This is a genomic window from Magnetococcales bacterium, from assembly GCA_015231175.1.
Lineage (GTDB): Bacteria > Pseudomonadota > Magnetococcia > Magnetococcales > DC0425bin3 > HA3dbin3.
Map to the genome: position 1 here is coordinate 1 of JADGBZ010000075.1, position 16,522 is coordinate 16,522.

Here is a 16,522-nt window from a genome sequence, read left to right on the forward strand (position 1 = left end):
GTGTCAGAGAAAATTTACGCCACATCAGGCAATTAGGTCAATGTCGGGCACCACCAAAAATTCTGGAACCTGTTCAATTTTATGTGCATATCCAATCTGTTGTGGACGGGTCAGACGGGCATCACCAACCCGGTGGCCGAAACGATGATCATGGCCCCATTTTCGATCCCACGTTCATTTACCTTCATCCTTGTCACCACTGCCGGCAATTGCCTTGACGCCACTGGTCGCAACATCCACGGTTGTTCCGACGACCTTGGCCCCGGCACCCACAGCCGTCGAGGCCACAGAAATCGCCGCATCCGTCACCGCCATCACCGCGCACCCCCCCAAAAACAATGTCAAAAACAAAACTGTCGCCAAATAGCGCATCGGAAACTCCCTGCAAACTTCCCGGAAACAATGGAGAGTAGAAACATGGGCCATGATCATCCTTTCGGCCATCGGAGCAAATTTTACCATCCAGGAAGGGGTAGCATCATTGCCCTGATTGACATAGGCCCGGTTTGGCAAGCAACCGCTTGCCAGGTTCTCCACTCAGGGAAGAGACCGAGCCGTGGCCGAGTCAACCACGAAAGACGATTCAGGGGAAGACCAAAAATGCCGATGGGGTCGTGATTGAGACATGAAAGCCTTTGTCAGGGCTTCGCCCCGAACCCCTGGGGTCGTGATTGGGACATGAAAGCCTTTGTCAGGGCTTCGCCCCGAACCCCTGGGGTCGTGATTGGGACATGAAAGCCTTTGTCAGGGCTTCGCCCCGAACCCCACCAGGAGGAAGGGCGCAGCCCTTCCTCCTGGACCTCCATCCCAGTTTTTCAACCGTTTTTTGGATCAAAACAGCAGCACGGAGATCAAATTGGAGTAATCATCCGTCCAGGGACGCGAGAGGGGGGGATTGTCCTGGTCGTTCAAGAGCGACCAGCCAAGCGGGTCAACCAGCTTTTCCACCGTGGCGGAACTCCAACTCATGGCGACCCAACGGGAAGGTTCGGCATCGGCACTCTCAGGCGGCGGATTGGCAAGCGACAGGGTTTGGGCACCGACAAAGCGGCCATTGGTCCACAAGGCGGTCGTCAAATCCAGGAAGCGGTTGGAAACATGAAACAGGATGAGACCATCAGGTCGCAGGGTGCGCCGATAAGCCCGCAGGGCCTCGGTGGTCAGCAGATGGATGGGAATGGAGTCGCTGTTGAAGGCATCCACCACCAAAAGGTCGTAGATCTGGTTTGGCATCTCCTCCAACGACAAACGGGCATCACCAAAACGGATCTGGATATCTCCCCGACTTTCGCGGAGATAGGAAAAGTGGTCACGGGCAATGGCGCCATCATCGGGATCCAGCTCAAAAAATGTCATGGATTGGCCAGGCCGGGCATAAGCGGCCAAACTGCCGGTGCCCAACCCCACGATGGCCATGTTGTGCAAAGAGATGGCCCCGCTCTCCAGTAAACGGCCCACAGGCGTGACGGGGTGATAGTAGAGTTGGGGTATGTTGCGACGCCGGGAGTCCAGCCACTGGGCGCCATGATAGGTGGATCCGTGTTTCAGGATCCTCCGGTCGTTCTTGGTAAAAATCTGATAGATTCCATAATGGTTGCGATGACGATAGGTCAAAGAACGATCCGGCGCCAAATCATCGGAGAAGGGGACGATCAAAACCACAGCCAGCAGGGTCAGGGCCAAAGGTCTGGGTTTGTCGCGCAACGCCGAAAAGATGAACAATGTGGGAACGGCCAGCAGCATGGAAAGCAGGTTTCCCTGAAGGGAGATCCCGTCAACGGAAAAGAGAGGCCATCCCAACAGAACCAACACCATGGCGGCAACCCAAAACCCATCACGAAAGTGCAGTGGCCGGGCAGCAGGATCCAGGGCCAGAGCCAATACCGCCAACAGCATGGCGCATGGATATTCGATCAGGACAGGAATGCCACTGGCCGGCACCAGCCAACCCACCAGAAGTGTGCCGGCAAATCCGCCCACAGCCACAGTCAGATAAAAACCGGTCATTTGTTGTGGATCCCGGGGGCGAAACCGGTGCAACTCACCCAGGCAGGCCATGCACAACAGAAAAAGAGTCAACAAGTGCAGAAAAATCGACAAAACAACAGACGCAAGATCGATACCTTTTATCTGAAGTAAAAACAGGAAAATTCCAACAGGAACAGCAAGATAGAACCTGGTTCGCAGCCACTCCGGATACCAGGGTCGGGCCTTGAAGGTAAGCCAGAAACTGCCCAGAAAAACTCCCAAAGGCAGCGTCCACAACAGTGGCACCGATGCCAGATCCATGGTGATCAGATTGGTGGTGGCCAAGTAAAGGGCATTACCAGCCGCTGACAACAAAAACCAGATCGAGCGTTCGCGTCCGAAAATTTTTCCAGTCGGTGCGGAAATGACCTCTTGTTGAGGCAAAGGGAAGCGGATGGGAAAAGCGGCCCATTGGACCAGGGTCAACAAGACATATCCCAGTTGCCAGACGGTGATTTGCTGGACCAGGGTGAGATGGGGTTCCACCAACAGTGGATAGGAGAACAGGGCGGCAAAAGCCCCCAGATTGGAAATTCCATAAAGGGAAAACGGGTTAGTGGCTTCAGGCAGGCCCGACGCCGCCAACCATTTTTGTGTCCCAACACCCAGGGTGGAGAGCGCCCAAAAAACCGGCCCGGTGGATAGAAACAGGGTCAGGAGAAGTCGGGGCAAAAAGGGGGTATCGGCGAGTTGTGGAACCGGGTGCAACAAGGTCGGCAGACCGGTGACCAGGGCGGGTATGGTCAGCAAAAGCAGCAGCAGATAGAGGTGGAACCACCTGCGGATTCCCAAAAGACGGATCCCCAGATGCACCGCCAGGTATCCCAGGATCAAAATGCCCTGGAAAAACACCACCGCCATGCTCCAGACCAAAAAACTGCCCCCAAAACGGGGCAGCAACGCCTTGGCGGCGATCAACTCCATCTGGAAAAGCAGAAAGGCGGCCCCAAAGGCAATTCCTTGCAGGGCAAAAAGCCGCATGCTCATCAAGCGGAACCGTTGGGTGTCAGCGTGGTCAAATCGGGAACGACGGCAATATCCACAGGAAAGGGATTGGACAAACCGGGCGCCACCACACCCAGAAAGGGCATGTTGACCGCCTGGGCAGAGGTGAAATCCGTGATGGAGTCGCCCAAAAACAGGGCCGCATCGGGTGAACACCCCTCCTGCGCCAAAATTCGGGACAAAATAACCGGCTTCGTCTCGGGCCCGCCAAAAATGCCACGAAAATGGTGCGCGATACCACGCCGGGTGACAATCTCCCGTACCTCCGATTGGGGGCCGGTCGAAACCACGTAGCAGGGATATTGCGCCGCATAACGTTCCAGAAAGGCCAGGGATCCGGCAATGGGCGGGGCAGAAACCGTGCGTTCCACCCCCTGCTCCACAAACAGGGCCACCTGGGCGGCCACGGCCCGGTCATCCAGGACCACGCCGAGAGCTTCGCGAAAAACACGGCGAATACGCTCCGGACGGAACACACCCTTGTGGCGATTCCAAACCGCCATGGCCCGCTCCTGCACGGCAACATCGTGGGCACGAAACAGATGGGCCAGGGCGGCATCCTTGACCGGGACAGAGTCGGCCAAAACGCCATCAAAATCGAAGAAAAAGATATGAAACAAGATGATGCATCCTGGCAGCAGAGACAAAATCTTTCATTTTACCCCTTTTGGAGCGGTCTCCGAGGTGGCACTGAGGCTGGCAATACCCACGGCGGCACTGACCGGCAACGAAATATGGGACGGGTCCGAAACTTCGTGGTCACGCGGATTGATACGGATCAGCACACCTCCCAGGCGTGCGGCGTAGGCCTCGGAGCGGTAGCGGATCGTGGGGACAGCCAAACCGGCTCCCAGCTCGATGATGGCGATACGTTGGTTGTTGGTCTGGATATCGTCCAGCCAACGGTGCAGGCGCTCCTCCTGTTGGGTGGTGCGGTGGCCAAGCCAGTCGCTGTCACCAAACATCAGGATATTGGGCCGGGCCAGGTGGTCGCAGCGCGGGCAACGTGGCAAAGGGTCCAGAGCGCGAAAGCGGGTTTCATCGACCTGGAGCTGAGTGGACGCCGCCGACCAGATCTCCTGGTGGCAAGGCGTCGTGCATTGCAGATGTTCGATGGAGCCGTGGCACTCTTCGATGCGCTCCGGATCGAAGCCGGCTTTTTGAAATTGATGATCCACATTGGAAGTCAGGACAAAGCCTCCCGCCGGCTTGGACTTGATCAGGGCAAGCAACCAGGCAAATCCGGCGTGGGGCTCGGTGCGCCGGTAGAGGTTGAGCCGGTGCCCGTAGAAAGCCCATGCCAAGTGAGGATCCTGACGGAACCATTGGGGATTGGCCATCTCTGCAAAGCTGAGTCCCTGACGGGCAAGAACGGGGTAGCTCTGCCAAAAGCCGGTATCGCCCCGAAAATCAGGCAAGCCGGAATCCACCCCCATGCCAGCCCCAGCCGTGATCAACAAGGCATCGGCCTCGGCGACGACACGGGCGGCGTTTCGATAGCGTGTGGCCAGGGACATTTCGTTCATGATGGATCGTGGACAAAACTGCCAATGGACTGGAAATAGGCCTGAATGCCAACGATCATCAGATCGTTGTGCCCGGCTCCGGGGATGATCAACAATTTTTTGCGCTGGGCAGGGGATTGTTCGGCCAGGGTATGCCCGTCGGTAACCGGGATGATCCAATCCTCCTCGCCGTGGATGATCAAAGTCGGAATGGTTGTCTTGCGCATTTTTTCCAGGTTGCCAAACCCCAACTCCTCGGGAACCTCGCCTTGAAACTGGCACCCCAATCTCTCCAGGAGGGGTATGGTGTGCGCGAAGCCGCTTTCCAGGATCAAGCCTGCCGGCGACGGTTGGCCATGTGCCGCAATCTCCAAGGCTGATGCGCTGCCGAGAGAGCGGCCCATGACGTAAACCCGAGGTGGGCGGATGCCGTAAGGCGCCAGGGTGGCAGAGAGGTTTTGGTATACGGCCAAGGCATCGGTCAACAGGGCTGTGCCCGAGGGGGCGCCGTCACTGTGGCCATAGCCGCGAAAATCCACCACCATCAAGGAGACACCCATGCCGGTATAAGCGGGCGCGATACCATCGTAATCGGCGGCGATCTCGCCATTCCCATGGAAATAGAGAATCAGAGGCGCATCGGGCGCGGCGATAAAAAGCCGACTTCCCAAACGGATCCGGGGTGTTACGGGAAGATGGAAGTCCAGCGTCGACGTGCCATCCCCGGACTGAAAATCACTGCGGCGGGGATGAAACATGACCCGCAGGACAGTCGGGTGGTCCAAGATGGTCTCGGACGGATCCAGATGCATCTGCTCGTAATCTCCGAGGCAGGGGGGGAAATATCGTCCAGCGTCCGGGGGCGATTCTGCCTGGATTGTGCGCAAGCCGCAACGAGAAATCAAAAGCCCACCCCTCCCAAACACCAACGCGGCAAAGGGGGCACGTCGTGGTACCGGTTGCGATCAGGATCCAGTGGATTTTATCGCTGCCAGGGAAGAATTCCCCGGCCTATGCGAAAGGCTGTTCTCCACACCCTTTTACAAAAACTCTATTTTTGGCCATGCAGGTCCGTTTATTGAATGTTTTCTTACATCATACTGCAATATTTTGCCTTTGATGTAAGTTAAAATTAAACACAGTCATATCGTTACAGACCCCACTGTTTATAAAATATTCATACAAACAAAACATTATAAGGATTAATTAAAAAAAAACAAATCAAATTTATAAACAATTAATTTGATAAGCATCATAAAAAAATTACTGTTTACAGAGTGATGTGGATTATGGTAGATATATGTGTTAGATGTAGTAAGGATATGAGGCGAGCGTTCTAAAGGTTAAAGATGGAGGTAATGTTGGAAGGAAGATATTATGATCTCAAAAATGAGAGAGATGCACTGTTGCAAGGAATGGCTCTTTCCGAGGATGTATATGGTCAACCTCCTGACAAAAAACTATTGTTGGCTCATGGCTTCCCGCTGTCAGATGATATAATAGATGGATTTATAAGGTCAGGGATTAAAAAAATAAAAGCACATCATTTGTTTGCAAAAAAAATTTATAAATCCATTAATGAAGTTGAAAAAATGCTTCATGCGATCGATGATATCACAAACTTACTACCCAGTGACGCATTATCCAAATTTAATTCTGCAAAAGAAATGATTGAGGATCAAATCAAGGAAGCGCTTGATTTTTTTAGTCAGGATGCTATCGATGCCCTTTCTGGCCTTATCGGGCATCACTCAAAGTCAGCTGTACACAGTATAAATGCTGGCTGTAATATGATGGTTATTGGTTCTGAGTTAGGATGGGAAAAAGGGAAAATTGTTCGCGGCGTTATGGCCGCATTTCTACATGATGTTGGAAAAAAATCTGTCAATGTGCCAATGCTTGAAAAAAGGTTTGAGTATGATGATATTGAAGAAGCGGGATTTCAAAGACATACTCTTGAAGGTTATCGAGTTCTTCTTGCAGCCAATCAAGGTAAAATCAAAGAAGATGCTATAGCCGCACTTACTCATCATGAATGGTACATTAAGAGCAAGGAGGGCTTCGGCGGTTTATCACTGTTCCGTGATGAGCTTTGCGCGGAAAATAACGTTCACAATCTTAATTCGTATCTTAAAAAATGCGGTCAAGATCAACTTGATTTAATACATGCTATGATTTTAGTGGATGCCGTAACCACTCTGGAAGAGGTAAATTCAGATAAAGGCAAGATTCCCTATATTAAAATTATGTCTATAATGACAAAAAACGCACAAGACGGTCGTTTTAATCCAGAGCATTTTACAGCTTGGCACAGATATTACCTAAAAAAACGTTATGACATGTTCTATACTCCAGATTATGCCAGCTCAACAACCCAGAAAGACTCGACCAGTTCCGATTCGCGGACAGAAGGGCAAAGCAAGGTTACTGATGGCCAGACATTGCTCAAAGAAAGCGAGGGACGCAAATTTTCATATCCGGTAGAAATGGAGAAAATAAGGTTAATCGCAAAAACGAAAGAGATAAATCCGCCACGAAATATTCTGACAATTAGTGAATTAAATAAAATTAAAAAACTAGAAAAAGTTGCCAATCTTGGTTTTGAAATGGCGCGCTGCGATGCGCGCGGCGGTATATCCTTAGATGAAATCAATGAAAGATGTCCCAAGGAAGAAAAAATTACGGACAGTTTTCTTCTTGAAAAGGGTATAGTTAAAGAGAAAAACATACTAATTATAAAGGATACTTATCTTGAAGTAATTGTTTCTGTTGATGTTGTTACATCAAAAGACTTAAATGCCAATAATCTTTTTAGTAAATTGGAAAAAAAATACTCCATATATAAAGATAACAAGATAGATGATATTTCCATTTTTCGTATTGCTAATAATTATGTTAATCTAAATAGTGGTATCGACGTTTTTCAAGAAGTTAATAATTTAAAAGAGTATTTTTCAAAACATAAAATTAAAATTTCAAGACAATACACTATTTTGTTACCATATTTTGAAAAAAGATTAAATTTTGATGACCTAATTAAACTTGATCAAGAAGAAAAAGTCAAATCTCTCTCAGATGAACTCAAAAGCAATAAGAGGAGAAGCGTATCATTCGATCAGCTAAGGCGTCATGGTTTTTTGATACCCAAAGACTCAGAACCGAAAAAAATGATGGCGTATTTAGAAAGTCTGAGAAGAAAGGGAATCATTGTCGAGAAGAAAGTTCTTTATGATATGAAAATTGAGAAAATTTTTTCAAATGGCAAAAATACAGCATATATCTCATTTTTTCGTGAAGGAATCGAAGAAAAGATCAAGTTTGTTTCGAGAGAAAAGGGATCTAATATGCTTTATCCTTTAATAGGAGACAAGAATGATTGGCAAGAGACTTTTGAAATATTTGAATTGGATTTTACAAAATACATTGAACTGCCAAAAAACCTTTCAAGAGTAAAACAAGGAGATCATTGGTCATTCCAATGCGGAGATAAGCCAGAAAAAGAGTATGAATACGACGTATTTATAAGTTATAGTCATGAAGATCAAGATATTATTAAATATTTATTCACTCGTCTCCAAGATGAAAACTTGAATGTTTGGTTAGATAGCGAAGAAATTAGACGCGGAAACCTTGTTGCACGAAAAATAAGCGAAGGTATTGATAAATCACGAATAGGTTTATTAACTTTGTCAAGCTATTCGGTGGCTGCGGATTGGCCTGTCAGAGAAAGAGAAGCGTTTTCTGTCCGTGATCCAACCAATAAGAGAGATAGCTTTATCTATATCAAGTTGGAAGAAATTGATTTTCCTGATGCCAATATTTTTAGCTGTGTGCGTTACTATGGCGAAAATGAAGATATAGAAAAGGAGTTTCAGACGCTTCTTCGGTTAATAAAACGTCGAAACAAATAAATCTTCATTGCGGTTGCCATTTTCTTTCCGCAAGAAATCAAAAGCCCACCGTGGCCCACCCCCCCCCCGATTCTGCTACACTCCCCCCCGGGGGTGGATGTGATATCGCCAGATGGAGCTTTGCCATGGCCAACAGGTCAAACAGCATGATGCGGCCCAATCCGATTGGGACTCTTCTCTCGCAAGTATCTCCCGACCAGCGACGGGTTGGCCTGGCCTTTTTCCTGCTGACCTGGTTTCCGGCCTCTCTGGCCTGGAGTGGCATCGATTTTCCCCTGCCGCCCCACGGCGCCCTGGTTTCCCAATTTGAAGAGGATTTGGCGCCGGACAACCCAGGCCAAAAAATGGTCATTCGCCTCTACGAGGACGGCGCGGAAAATCAGGTGCGGGAGTTTGTCATCAACGGCGCTGTGTTTCAAGTACAGGTCTCCCCCTCTGCCGAACCGGGATACTACCTGGTCGATACGACCGGCAATGGCCGGTTTGATACCCGCCTGGAAGGGGATGCCCCCCGTCTGGTCCTGCCGCCCTGGGTTTTGTATCGGAAATAGCTTTGATTGGGCCTTTTTTGCCAACAGCGCAAAAAAGGCCTGGGAGAGGGGGGGCGTACAAAAACAAAACGGGGCGCTGCCCCGGACCCCGCAAGGGCGCTGCCCTTGACCCGTATATGGACCCACCCCTAATTGCAAAGTGGAATCGACTCTTGATAGCACAGACGAGGGGTAAGATTGCACCCGTATATTCGGCCTCTCAGTGGGGATCTTCATGTTTGATCCCCGGGCCATGATGGGAATCGCGCTCCCTCCCCCAGATCGCCAGGACGACCTTAAAAGTGCCTGCGGGTCAAACGGGTTCGGAAGGAGCCGGTCCAACCTGTCTTGCCGTCACAGTAAAACCCAGCCCCCCCAACTGCCGTGCCCAGTGATGCGCACTGCCGCACGCCTCCATCCCCACCACAACCGGATCACCACCAGGTCCGGACAATGGCCCCAGCGTCTGCACAAACTTCTCACGAGACACCCGCTTTCTCTGCACGATCTTCCCACGGCTTATCCATCCCGGTAATCTGGAAAACAGACTTGGCAATGTCGATACCGATTGTCGTAATATTCATCTCGGACCCTCCCTCTCTCAATGTGACTGGTTTGGTACTGCTTTCCAGTGTGGCCCATCAGAGGCCGAATTTGAAGAGGGGTGGGTCCATCCCATCACCAGGGAGCCAGCCCCCTGGACCCCGGTTCGTTGCCGGGTGGTGAATGGTTGCGGACAGGAAAGCCTTATATCAACCCTCTGCCATCCATTCGGGGCTGTCCCTTAAAATGGTGGAATGGTATTGACCGGCGTTTCCCACGGCACCTTTTGATGGGGATCCATCCAGCCAGGAACAAATCCGGCCAGCAGACGCGCCACCTCCAACACGGAACCGGGGGTGGGAAAACGCCGCACATGCACGCTATCGAAGCGACTGGGAAAGTTGTATCCCCCGTAGGCCGAGAGGAGATACGGGTATAAAGCGTGCGCCTTGGCGAAAGCCTCCCGGGTTATATTTTTGCCATGGACACCAAATGGAAAGGCAAAATGTCGCACCGGTTCCCGCAAGATCTCTTCCAGGATCTCCCTGCTGCGCCGGAGTTCAATATCCACCTGTGGTCCGGTGTTTTGCCCCAAATCCGCATGCCACATGGTGTGGGAGCCTATATCGAATCCCCGCTGGCGCAGGTGGCGCACATCGTCCGGAGTCATGAGGTCGAATCCCAACGGAGTGGCCCGTTGCAACATCAACCCGGGAGTGATAAACAACGCCGCCGGATAGCCGCGCATTTCCAGCCAGGGGAGGGAGGTTGTCAAATCCCGGGCATATCCGTCATCGATGGTGATGACCACGGCCAGGCGGGGGTTGCAGCGCCTCTCCAGCCGTTGGATGGCCGCATCCAGAGAGAGCAGATCGGCATGCCGCTGCATGAAGGTCACCTGTCTGGCAAACTCCTCCAACGGCAAGGTGATGCCATGACCATGATCGTTGGCAGTGCGGTGGTAATAGAACACCAGAATCGGGGCGTCTCCGCATGCGGAAAATTGCGCCAGACGCTCCCGACTGGCAGGGTGCCCCTGGAGATATTGCGCCGACTCCGTGAGAATTTTCTCAGCCTGTTCCGCAGGAGACATGTTGCGATACCGCTGCATCTCCAGAATGCGCCGCCGATATGAACGGGTTGCCTGCCCGGACAAACGTGGAGTCGGAAGATCGGGTACAGGGGAGTCGGACGCCAAGCCGTGATTTGCCGTTGCCAAGAGGCATGATCGCTCGGAAAGAAAACCCCTGACCCGATGGCTCAGGGTGGGTGAGTCCACTCCGGGACGGGTGGCATGGGCCATGAGAAAATCATGCACCAGCAAAACCCCTGACTGTCTGGTCAGAATGGCCAGGCTTTCCGGGGTGGCGCAGGGTTCGATGGCCACATCATGCCGGGCCACGAGGGTTCCATCCGTCTGATCGGACGCTGCCAACCAATGCAACGTCAACAAAATCTGATTTTCACCCCGTGAAAGTTCCCGAAGTCCCGGGGGAGAGGCCTTGCCGCCAGGAAAAAATGGTCCTCCGTGCAATCTCAGGGAACCAAGACGAGGGATGGAAAACAGAAGTGAATCGATCCCCGTGGGGGCCAGAATGATCCCCATGTCAGGTTGACATTGTTGCAGCATCCGGGCAGCCTCGGCAAGAGGAACGCGCTCCAGGCTGATACAGAAGATGCCGTGAATTTGGCATAAGGCGGCCCAGGAGATGGGTTTTGGGACACATGGGGGAAAATCGGCTTGAAAAGTTTGCTCCACCGCCCGGATGGCCTGGCGGACCGGCAACTCCGGTCCCTGTTCAGCCCAATGTCCCGGGAAATGGTAGGTGCCCCGTTTCAGCAAGGATTTTGCTTCCCGGGAAAGAGCCTGCCCATGGGACGCCACGACACTGCTTATGGAAATTGTCGGACAGATGGCCAGGGTACGCAGCAGCCAGACGGATTCCGGAGTGGGCGGAGAGTCCAAAAAAAGGACGACTGACGGGGTACCAATCGGTACCCGGCAACGAATCGGGGTCCAGGGGGCTGGCTCCCTGGCAGGTCCAGGGCAGCGCCCTGGTGGGGTTCGGGGCGAAGCCCCGACAAAGGCTTTCATGTCCAGGTTTTTTTTGAAGGGCGTTGGACAGTTACGATTTTTTGCAATTTTGCCGATATGGATAATGGCCTCCAGACGACAACGGACGCCGCATGTTAGACGAATTCACGGGGATGCGTGACCATGACCGAACCACAGATGGATCAACAGGCCTTGCTCAAGCTGCGGCCATTCTTTCAGCAATATGTGGGGCGATTTGTCAAGAATTTTTTTAAAAATCTTGAGGTCGTGCGTGGGCAGAAGTCGGCGTCGATACCCAATGCGCTCTCCTATGCTGCCGGGTACATATTCTATCGGCATTTTTACCCTGGCATGCAGTTGAAGCGGTTGCCCGACATTTCCGGGGAGGAGGAGAAAGGATACCATACGCTGCTGACCGAGCGGGAGGCGTTGGAACGGACCATCATGGAGATGAGGAGAGACGTGGAAAGTCACCTGAACGAGGAGATGAACAGGCAAAAGGGTGAGTTACAACAGTTTTTAGAACGAGGTTTGGGCGATGTCGCCGCTCTGACCGGCCAGAAAGCCCCGAAAGTCACCCCGGCATCCCCCGAAGATCTGGCGATCACTGCCGCCGTCGCCCGACACGCCAAAGAGGCCGCCAGAGAATCCATAGCGGATACTCTTCTCAAGATCAAAAAGAAAAATTCCGGCCTGCTTTGCTTCAATCTCTACCAGGATGTTCCCATCTCCTACGATGCGGCCATCTTGCAGATCATGCCACAGCGCAACATGGTGGTGTTGCGGGTGCATCGTTACCAGGCCACAGTCATTGCCGAGGATCGTTTTACTTACCTGAAGCATGCCATGTTGCCCGGGGCCATCAAGGCATCCCTGGTTTCCCTACAGAGATCCAAGAATGAAGCCACGTTCGATCGCCTGGAATACTCTACCGTTGGCATGGATAGTCGGGGGCAGGTTCGTGTCCGGCCCAAGGAGAGCGATCCGTTGTTGGCGGATATGACGACGGTGACCGGTGCCAAGATTATGGGTGACATTCAGGATATTTCCATGGGCGGCATGGGCGTTCTGGTGCCGGAAGGAGAGTACCGGTCCGGAACTCCGCTGGAAATTGCCATCACGCCCCGCAACATGCAGACTCTGCTCTTGCATGGTACGGTCATGGTGGTCAAACCGGCAAACAAAAAAAAGAAGATTTTGTTGGGACTTAAATTTCAATCGGGAACGGATGCCGACGTGTTTATCTCACAATATATCTACCAGCGTCAGGCGGAAGTTGTGCGTGAACTGCAAAACAAATCCGTGCCGGAGTGATCATTATGATAGCCATCTACATGAAACTCCACCAACTTTTACTGCCTTTTAGATTGCAATTCAGCATCTGTCCACGATAACGTTCGGCATTACGTTTGACTTTCGCAGCCACCTGGACCAGCCAAGGTTTTTTCAACCAGCTTTTTTTGGCAAAGCCGTTGTGGCCTTCGTGATAAGCCAGATATTGATTGTAGGTATCCCATTTGTCGATGCCAAGGCGTTCGTTGCTTTTGTTACAGTACCAGCCGATAAAATCGACGGCGTCGTCGAAGTCGTCACGGTAGGCGTGCCGGTTGCCGGTTTGGTTTTGATACCACTCCCAGGTTCCATCCAGAGCCTGGGCGTAGCCGTAGGCCGAGGTGGTGTGTGACCAGGGGACGAACCAGAGTGCCTTCCCCCGGGGGGGACGGGCATCTTTTTCAAACTTGGATTCCTGGTGGATGATGGCCAACTGCACATGGACCGGGACGCCCCACTTGTTGGCGGAGCTCTCCAGGCTTTTCCACCAATGGTCACGCTCGGAGAGCAAGGCGCAGGCGTCATTGATGTTTTTGGGTCGTGAGTCTGGCGCTGCTGGCAAAGTTGGCACACTGGCGCAACCGCTTGACAAGAGAAGTGTCAACAGCAGCGGCAGGAGTATCGACCAGCGATGTCTACGGATCCAAATCTCCATTTCCACGTTCCGATTGGGTTGGCAGGGTGTTCAAAGGGGATGCAACGAGGGGGTGGAGACCACCCCCGACACCCGGGAATCGGTCCAGGCCGGGCCTGAGTTGCAGATGCCCGGGTTAACGCAATTTTTAGGCCATAATCCAGAGGTGAAGCCTATTGTTGTATCTGCGTCACCACTCACCACCCGGCAACGCATCGCGCATCGGGGTCCAGGGGGCTGGCTCCCTGGCAGGGCCTGAGACGGTGTCCTGGTGGGGTTCGGGGCGAAGCCCTGACAAAGGCTTTCATGTCCAGGCTTTTCATGTCCAGGCTTTTCAAGGCAGACCGATCATCTGGAATCCGGCCCAATAGTGTGGGTGGGAACGCTCCTCGTTGCGCATGGCGATCTGGGTGTGTCGAAGGGCGGCGCGTTTATCGCCATCCTCTCTGAGGAATTGGAAATAGCGGCGAACGAACAGCAGGGATGTTTCGGCATCCACACGCCACAAGCCGAATACGGCGGTGTTGCCAAAACCAAAAAGAAGCCCTCGCATCAAGGTGGCGACGGCTTCGCCATCATCCTTGGGTGTCATCGGCAGATCGGTGGCGGACAACGTCAAGAGATCGGCATCGAGGCCCAGATCGTACATCTCTCTGACCGTGAGGCGGCCATCGTTGTTGGGATCGGGGGTCAAGAGGATGGCAGAGTCCAGGGGATGTGTCGGACGCAGGCCCAGAGGGGCGGCCAGATGGATGTATCGGTACCCTTCCTCAAGATTTTTTAAAGTGTTTTTGGTAGCCAGGTCACCCAGCATGACCTGGGCCTGGAGGCGCTCGTCGGACATGGCGACGACGACAGCGATGGCCAGGGCTTCATCCCGGGCCAAGGGGATAGGTGGGAGCTTCTCTTCTGCGGGACGTTTGGGATCGCCAAAGGCGACAAGGCGTCCCTCCTTGCCGCGTTTGCCAAGAGGAAAATAGGCACTGACATTGGCGCTGGGCAACAGGCGCAGATCATAGCGATCGATCATCAGGATGTTGTTGTCATCGGCAAGAACGGCAAACGGCAAGTGGAGAAGCGGGCCATGGGGAACGATGGTGACTTTGCCGGTTTTGACTTGATCCTGAATGGGCGCCCAGAGCTTGTGGTAGAGGGATTTGGCAAGGGGTCTCCATTTTTCTCCATCCGGCGTTTTGAGAGCCTGACGCAAAGCCGCGATACCCGGCTCCAGTTGCAGATCCGGCAGATCGACGCTGTAAAATCCGTTCCGGGATACCACAAAGGCAAGCAGCGCACCGGGTGCATACTGGTGAAAGATGACCAGAGTTTCATCCAGGGGGAGTTGCTCCTGGATGCGTGGCAGGGTCAGAGGTTTGGTTCCCAGATTGGCTGCCAGCGAGTAATCGAGTTCGCTGAGACGTTCGAGAAGCTGGGCGCGGTTTTTGTGGAGGCGTTCCCGTTCGGCGGCGGTGCGCCGGCCATCACGGCGGCTGGTCTGGTCGTTGATCTCCGCCAGGGTGGTCAGCAGCCGCTTGACCTGGTTGGAACGATTGGCGCGGCCACTGCGCAAGGGGGTGGAACGCGCCAGCAAATCGGTCATGGCCAAGGCTTTGGCACGTTCCGCCACCCCGAAAGCTTGGGCATGCTCCCCTACCTGGTACAACAGTTTGATCAATTTGCGGTACACCTCTTGCCGATCACCGGTCACACCGGTTTCCGATACCGAGCCGTGGAAGGGAACCGGTTCGGCCTCCATGGCTTCGATGGCCCGCTCCCACCAGCCGATGGCTTGTTCCGGGCGTTTGTCGAGGATACTGATTCGACCACGATCATAGAGGGACATCCAAAAAAGGTCCGAGAGGATGGGAAGGCGGGTATCCAGGAGCAGGGCATCGAAAGCAGTGCGGGCACACTCCAGATCGTGGGTTTCCAGGCAGGCTCTGGCGCGCATGAAACGGCGCGGCAGGGCCACCATCCAGGCGCCACTTTGCTTTTCCACACCCTGACGGCCAATTTCCGACAGGGTATTCAATGCCCCCTGCAACGGATTGACCCAGGTGGCAGCCATCATCAGGACTTCGATGGTATGGACCCGGTCATACTCTTCGATGGATTGTCGCACCTGGCCGTAGTCTTTCAGGGCCATTCCGATTTGAATGGATGCGGTGTGAAATGCGGCTTGCAACTCCGGGCTGGTTTGCACGGGGATGAGGCTCTCCAACTGTCGCAAATGGAGCTGCGCTTCCGTCCGACGGCCTTGCAGGGCTTCCGCCACACCAGCCACGCGGTGGGCCTGGGCCAGCCAACGGTCCCGGTCTGGAGTTTGCGGCTCGCGTTGCAGGAGGTTGAGAATTTCCCGGGAGTAGGCCAGCGCCTGGGGCGCATCACCGATTTCCAGCCCCATCAACGCACGCCAGGTCAGGACGGGTGCCATGAGCTCCCGCGTGGTGGGTGCGTCATCCTGGGGAAAAAAGTGTGTATCATCCAGGTTCTGGGATCGGACCCGCTCCAGATAGCGGTCGGAACAACGCTGAAATGCCTCGTACCGTTTCATCTCGTAGTAGGCCCGGCAGAGATCCTGCAACGTGCCCACGTCGACGCTCTCCTCGTTTAAATTTTCCTCGAAATAGGCCGCCGCCTGGGAGTAACGATTGCTCATGACCAGAATGCGCATGCCTATGGCCTTGTCGGAAGCGCAACCAGACCACAACAATCCGCCCAGGATTGCCGACAGGAGAATGCGCAGGGGAGTTTCCTTGCAGAATTTTTTTAAAAAAAAGGGTGATCTCTTCATGACTTCGCGCCCTCTGCTCAGGATTTCACCGTGGCCCATGGGGTGATATTGCCATGGAATGCACCCCTTTTTCCCTGTTTTCTTTTGCGAGTCCGGGTAATCGTATCTGAAACAAATATATCCAAGGTTATGATCGCTTTTTGGAATTGGGGTCCAGGGGGCTGGCTCCCTGGCGGGTCAAGGG

General features: G+C 53.2%; 11 protein-coding genes. 3 read left to right on the forward strand and 8 right to left on the reverse strand.

Features of this window, described 5'->3' with window-relative positions; genetic code table 11:
* Positions 1 to 174 precede the first annotated feature (174 nt).
* The 5 genes from HQL63_13105 to HQL63_13125 form a co-directional block, all read right to left on the reverse strand.
* Complete coding sequence (locus tag HQL63_13105) at positions 175 to 372, reverse strand: hypothetical protein (GenBank protein MBF0177765.1); 198 nt, start codon at positions 370 to 372, stop codon at positions 175 to 177.
* A 459-nt stretch (positions 373 to 831) separates the two neighbouring features.
* Entirely contained in the window at positions 832 to 3,015 is a 2,184-nt protein-coding gene (locus HQL63_13110) for a fused MFS/spermidine synthase (protein MBF0177766.1), read from the reverse strand.
* Positions 3,015 to 3,653, reverse strand: a complete 639-nt coding sequence (locus tag HQL63_13115) for an HAD family hydrolase (GenBank protein MBF0177767.1) — start codon at positions 3,651 to 3,653, stop codon at positions 3,015 to 3,017. The genes HQL63_13110 and HQL63_13115 overlap by 1 nt, the downstream gene beginning before the upstream one ends.
* A gap of 33 nt (positions 3,654 to 3,686) precedes the next feature.
* Positions 3,687 to 4,550, reverse strand: a complete 864-nt coding sequence (locus tag HQL63_13120) for an NAD-dependent deacetylase (GenBank protein MBF0177768.1) — start codon at positions 4,548 to 4,550, stop codon at positions 3,687 to 3,689.
* Positions 4,551 to 4,555: 5 nt separating this feature from the next.
* Positions 4,556 to 5,350, reverse strand: a complete 795-nt coding sequence (locus tag HQL63_13125; protein MBF0177769.1) for an alpha/beta hydrolase — start codon at positions 5,348 to 5,350, stop codon at positions 4,556 to 4,558.
* 537 nt (positions 5,351 to 5,887) lie between these two features.
* On the opposite strand from HQL63_13125, the gene HQL63_13130 reads away from it, so the two are divergent.
* Both HQL63_13130 and HQL63_13135 read left to right on the forward strand, forming a co-directional pair.
* The gene (locus HQL63_13130) at positions 5,888 to 8,449 is read left to right on the forward strand and encodes a TIR domain-containing protein (protein ID MBF0177770.1); all 2,562 of its coding nucleotides are present in this window, start codon (positions 5,888 to 5,890) and stop codon (positions 8,447 to 8,449) included.
* A gap of 125 nt (positions 8,450 to 8,574) precedes the next feature.
* Complete coding sequence (locus tag HQL63_13135) at positions 8,575 to 9,000, forward strand: DUF2782 domain-containing protein (protein ID MBF0177771.1); 426 nt, start codon at positions 8,575 to 8,577, stop codon at positions 8,998 to 9,000.
* A gap of 763 nt (positions 9,001 to 9,763) precedes the next feature.
* On the opposite strand, the gene HQL63_13140 is transcribed toward HQL63_13135, so the two are convergent.
* Positions 9,764 to 11,365, reverse strand: coding sequence for a polysaccharide deacetylase family protein (locus tag HQL63_13140; protein MBF0177772.1), 1,602 nt, complete (start codon positions 11,363 to 11,365; stop codon positions 9,764 to 9,766).
* A 375-nt stretch (positions 11,366 to 11,740) separates the two neighbouring features.
* Here HQL63_13140 and HQL63_13145 point away from each other — a divergent pair, with 375 nt between their 5' ends.
* Positions 11,741 to 12,892, forward strand: a complete 1,152-nt coding sequence (locus HQL63_13145; protein ID MBF0177773.1) for a PilZ domain-containing protein — start codon at positions 11,741 to 11,743, stop codon at positions 12,890 to 12,892.
* A gap of 16 nt (positions 12,893 to 12,908) precedes the next feature.
* On the opposite strand, the gene HQL63_13150 is transcribed toward HQL63_13145, so the two are convergent.
* Positions 12,909 to 13,565 (reverse strand): transglycosylase SLT domain-containing protein, encoded by a 657-nt coding sequence (locus HQL63_13150; protein MBF0177774.1) that lies wholly within the window; start codon positions 13,563 to 13,565, stop codon positions 12,909 to 12,911.
* 313 nt (positions 13,566 to 13,878) lie between these two features.
* Positions 13,879 to 16,338: a CHAT domain-containing protein gene (locus tag HQL63_13155; GenBank protein ID MBF0177775.1), complete on the reverse strand. Its 2,460-nt coding sequence runs from the start codon at positions 16,336 to 16,338 to the stop codon at positions 13,879 to 13,881.
* Positions 16,339 to 16,522 lie beyond the last annotated feature (184 nt).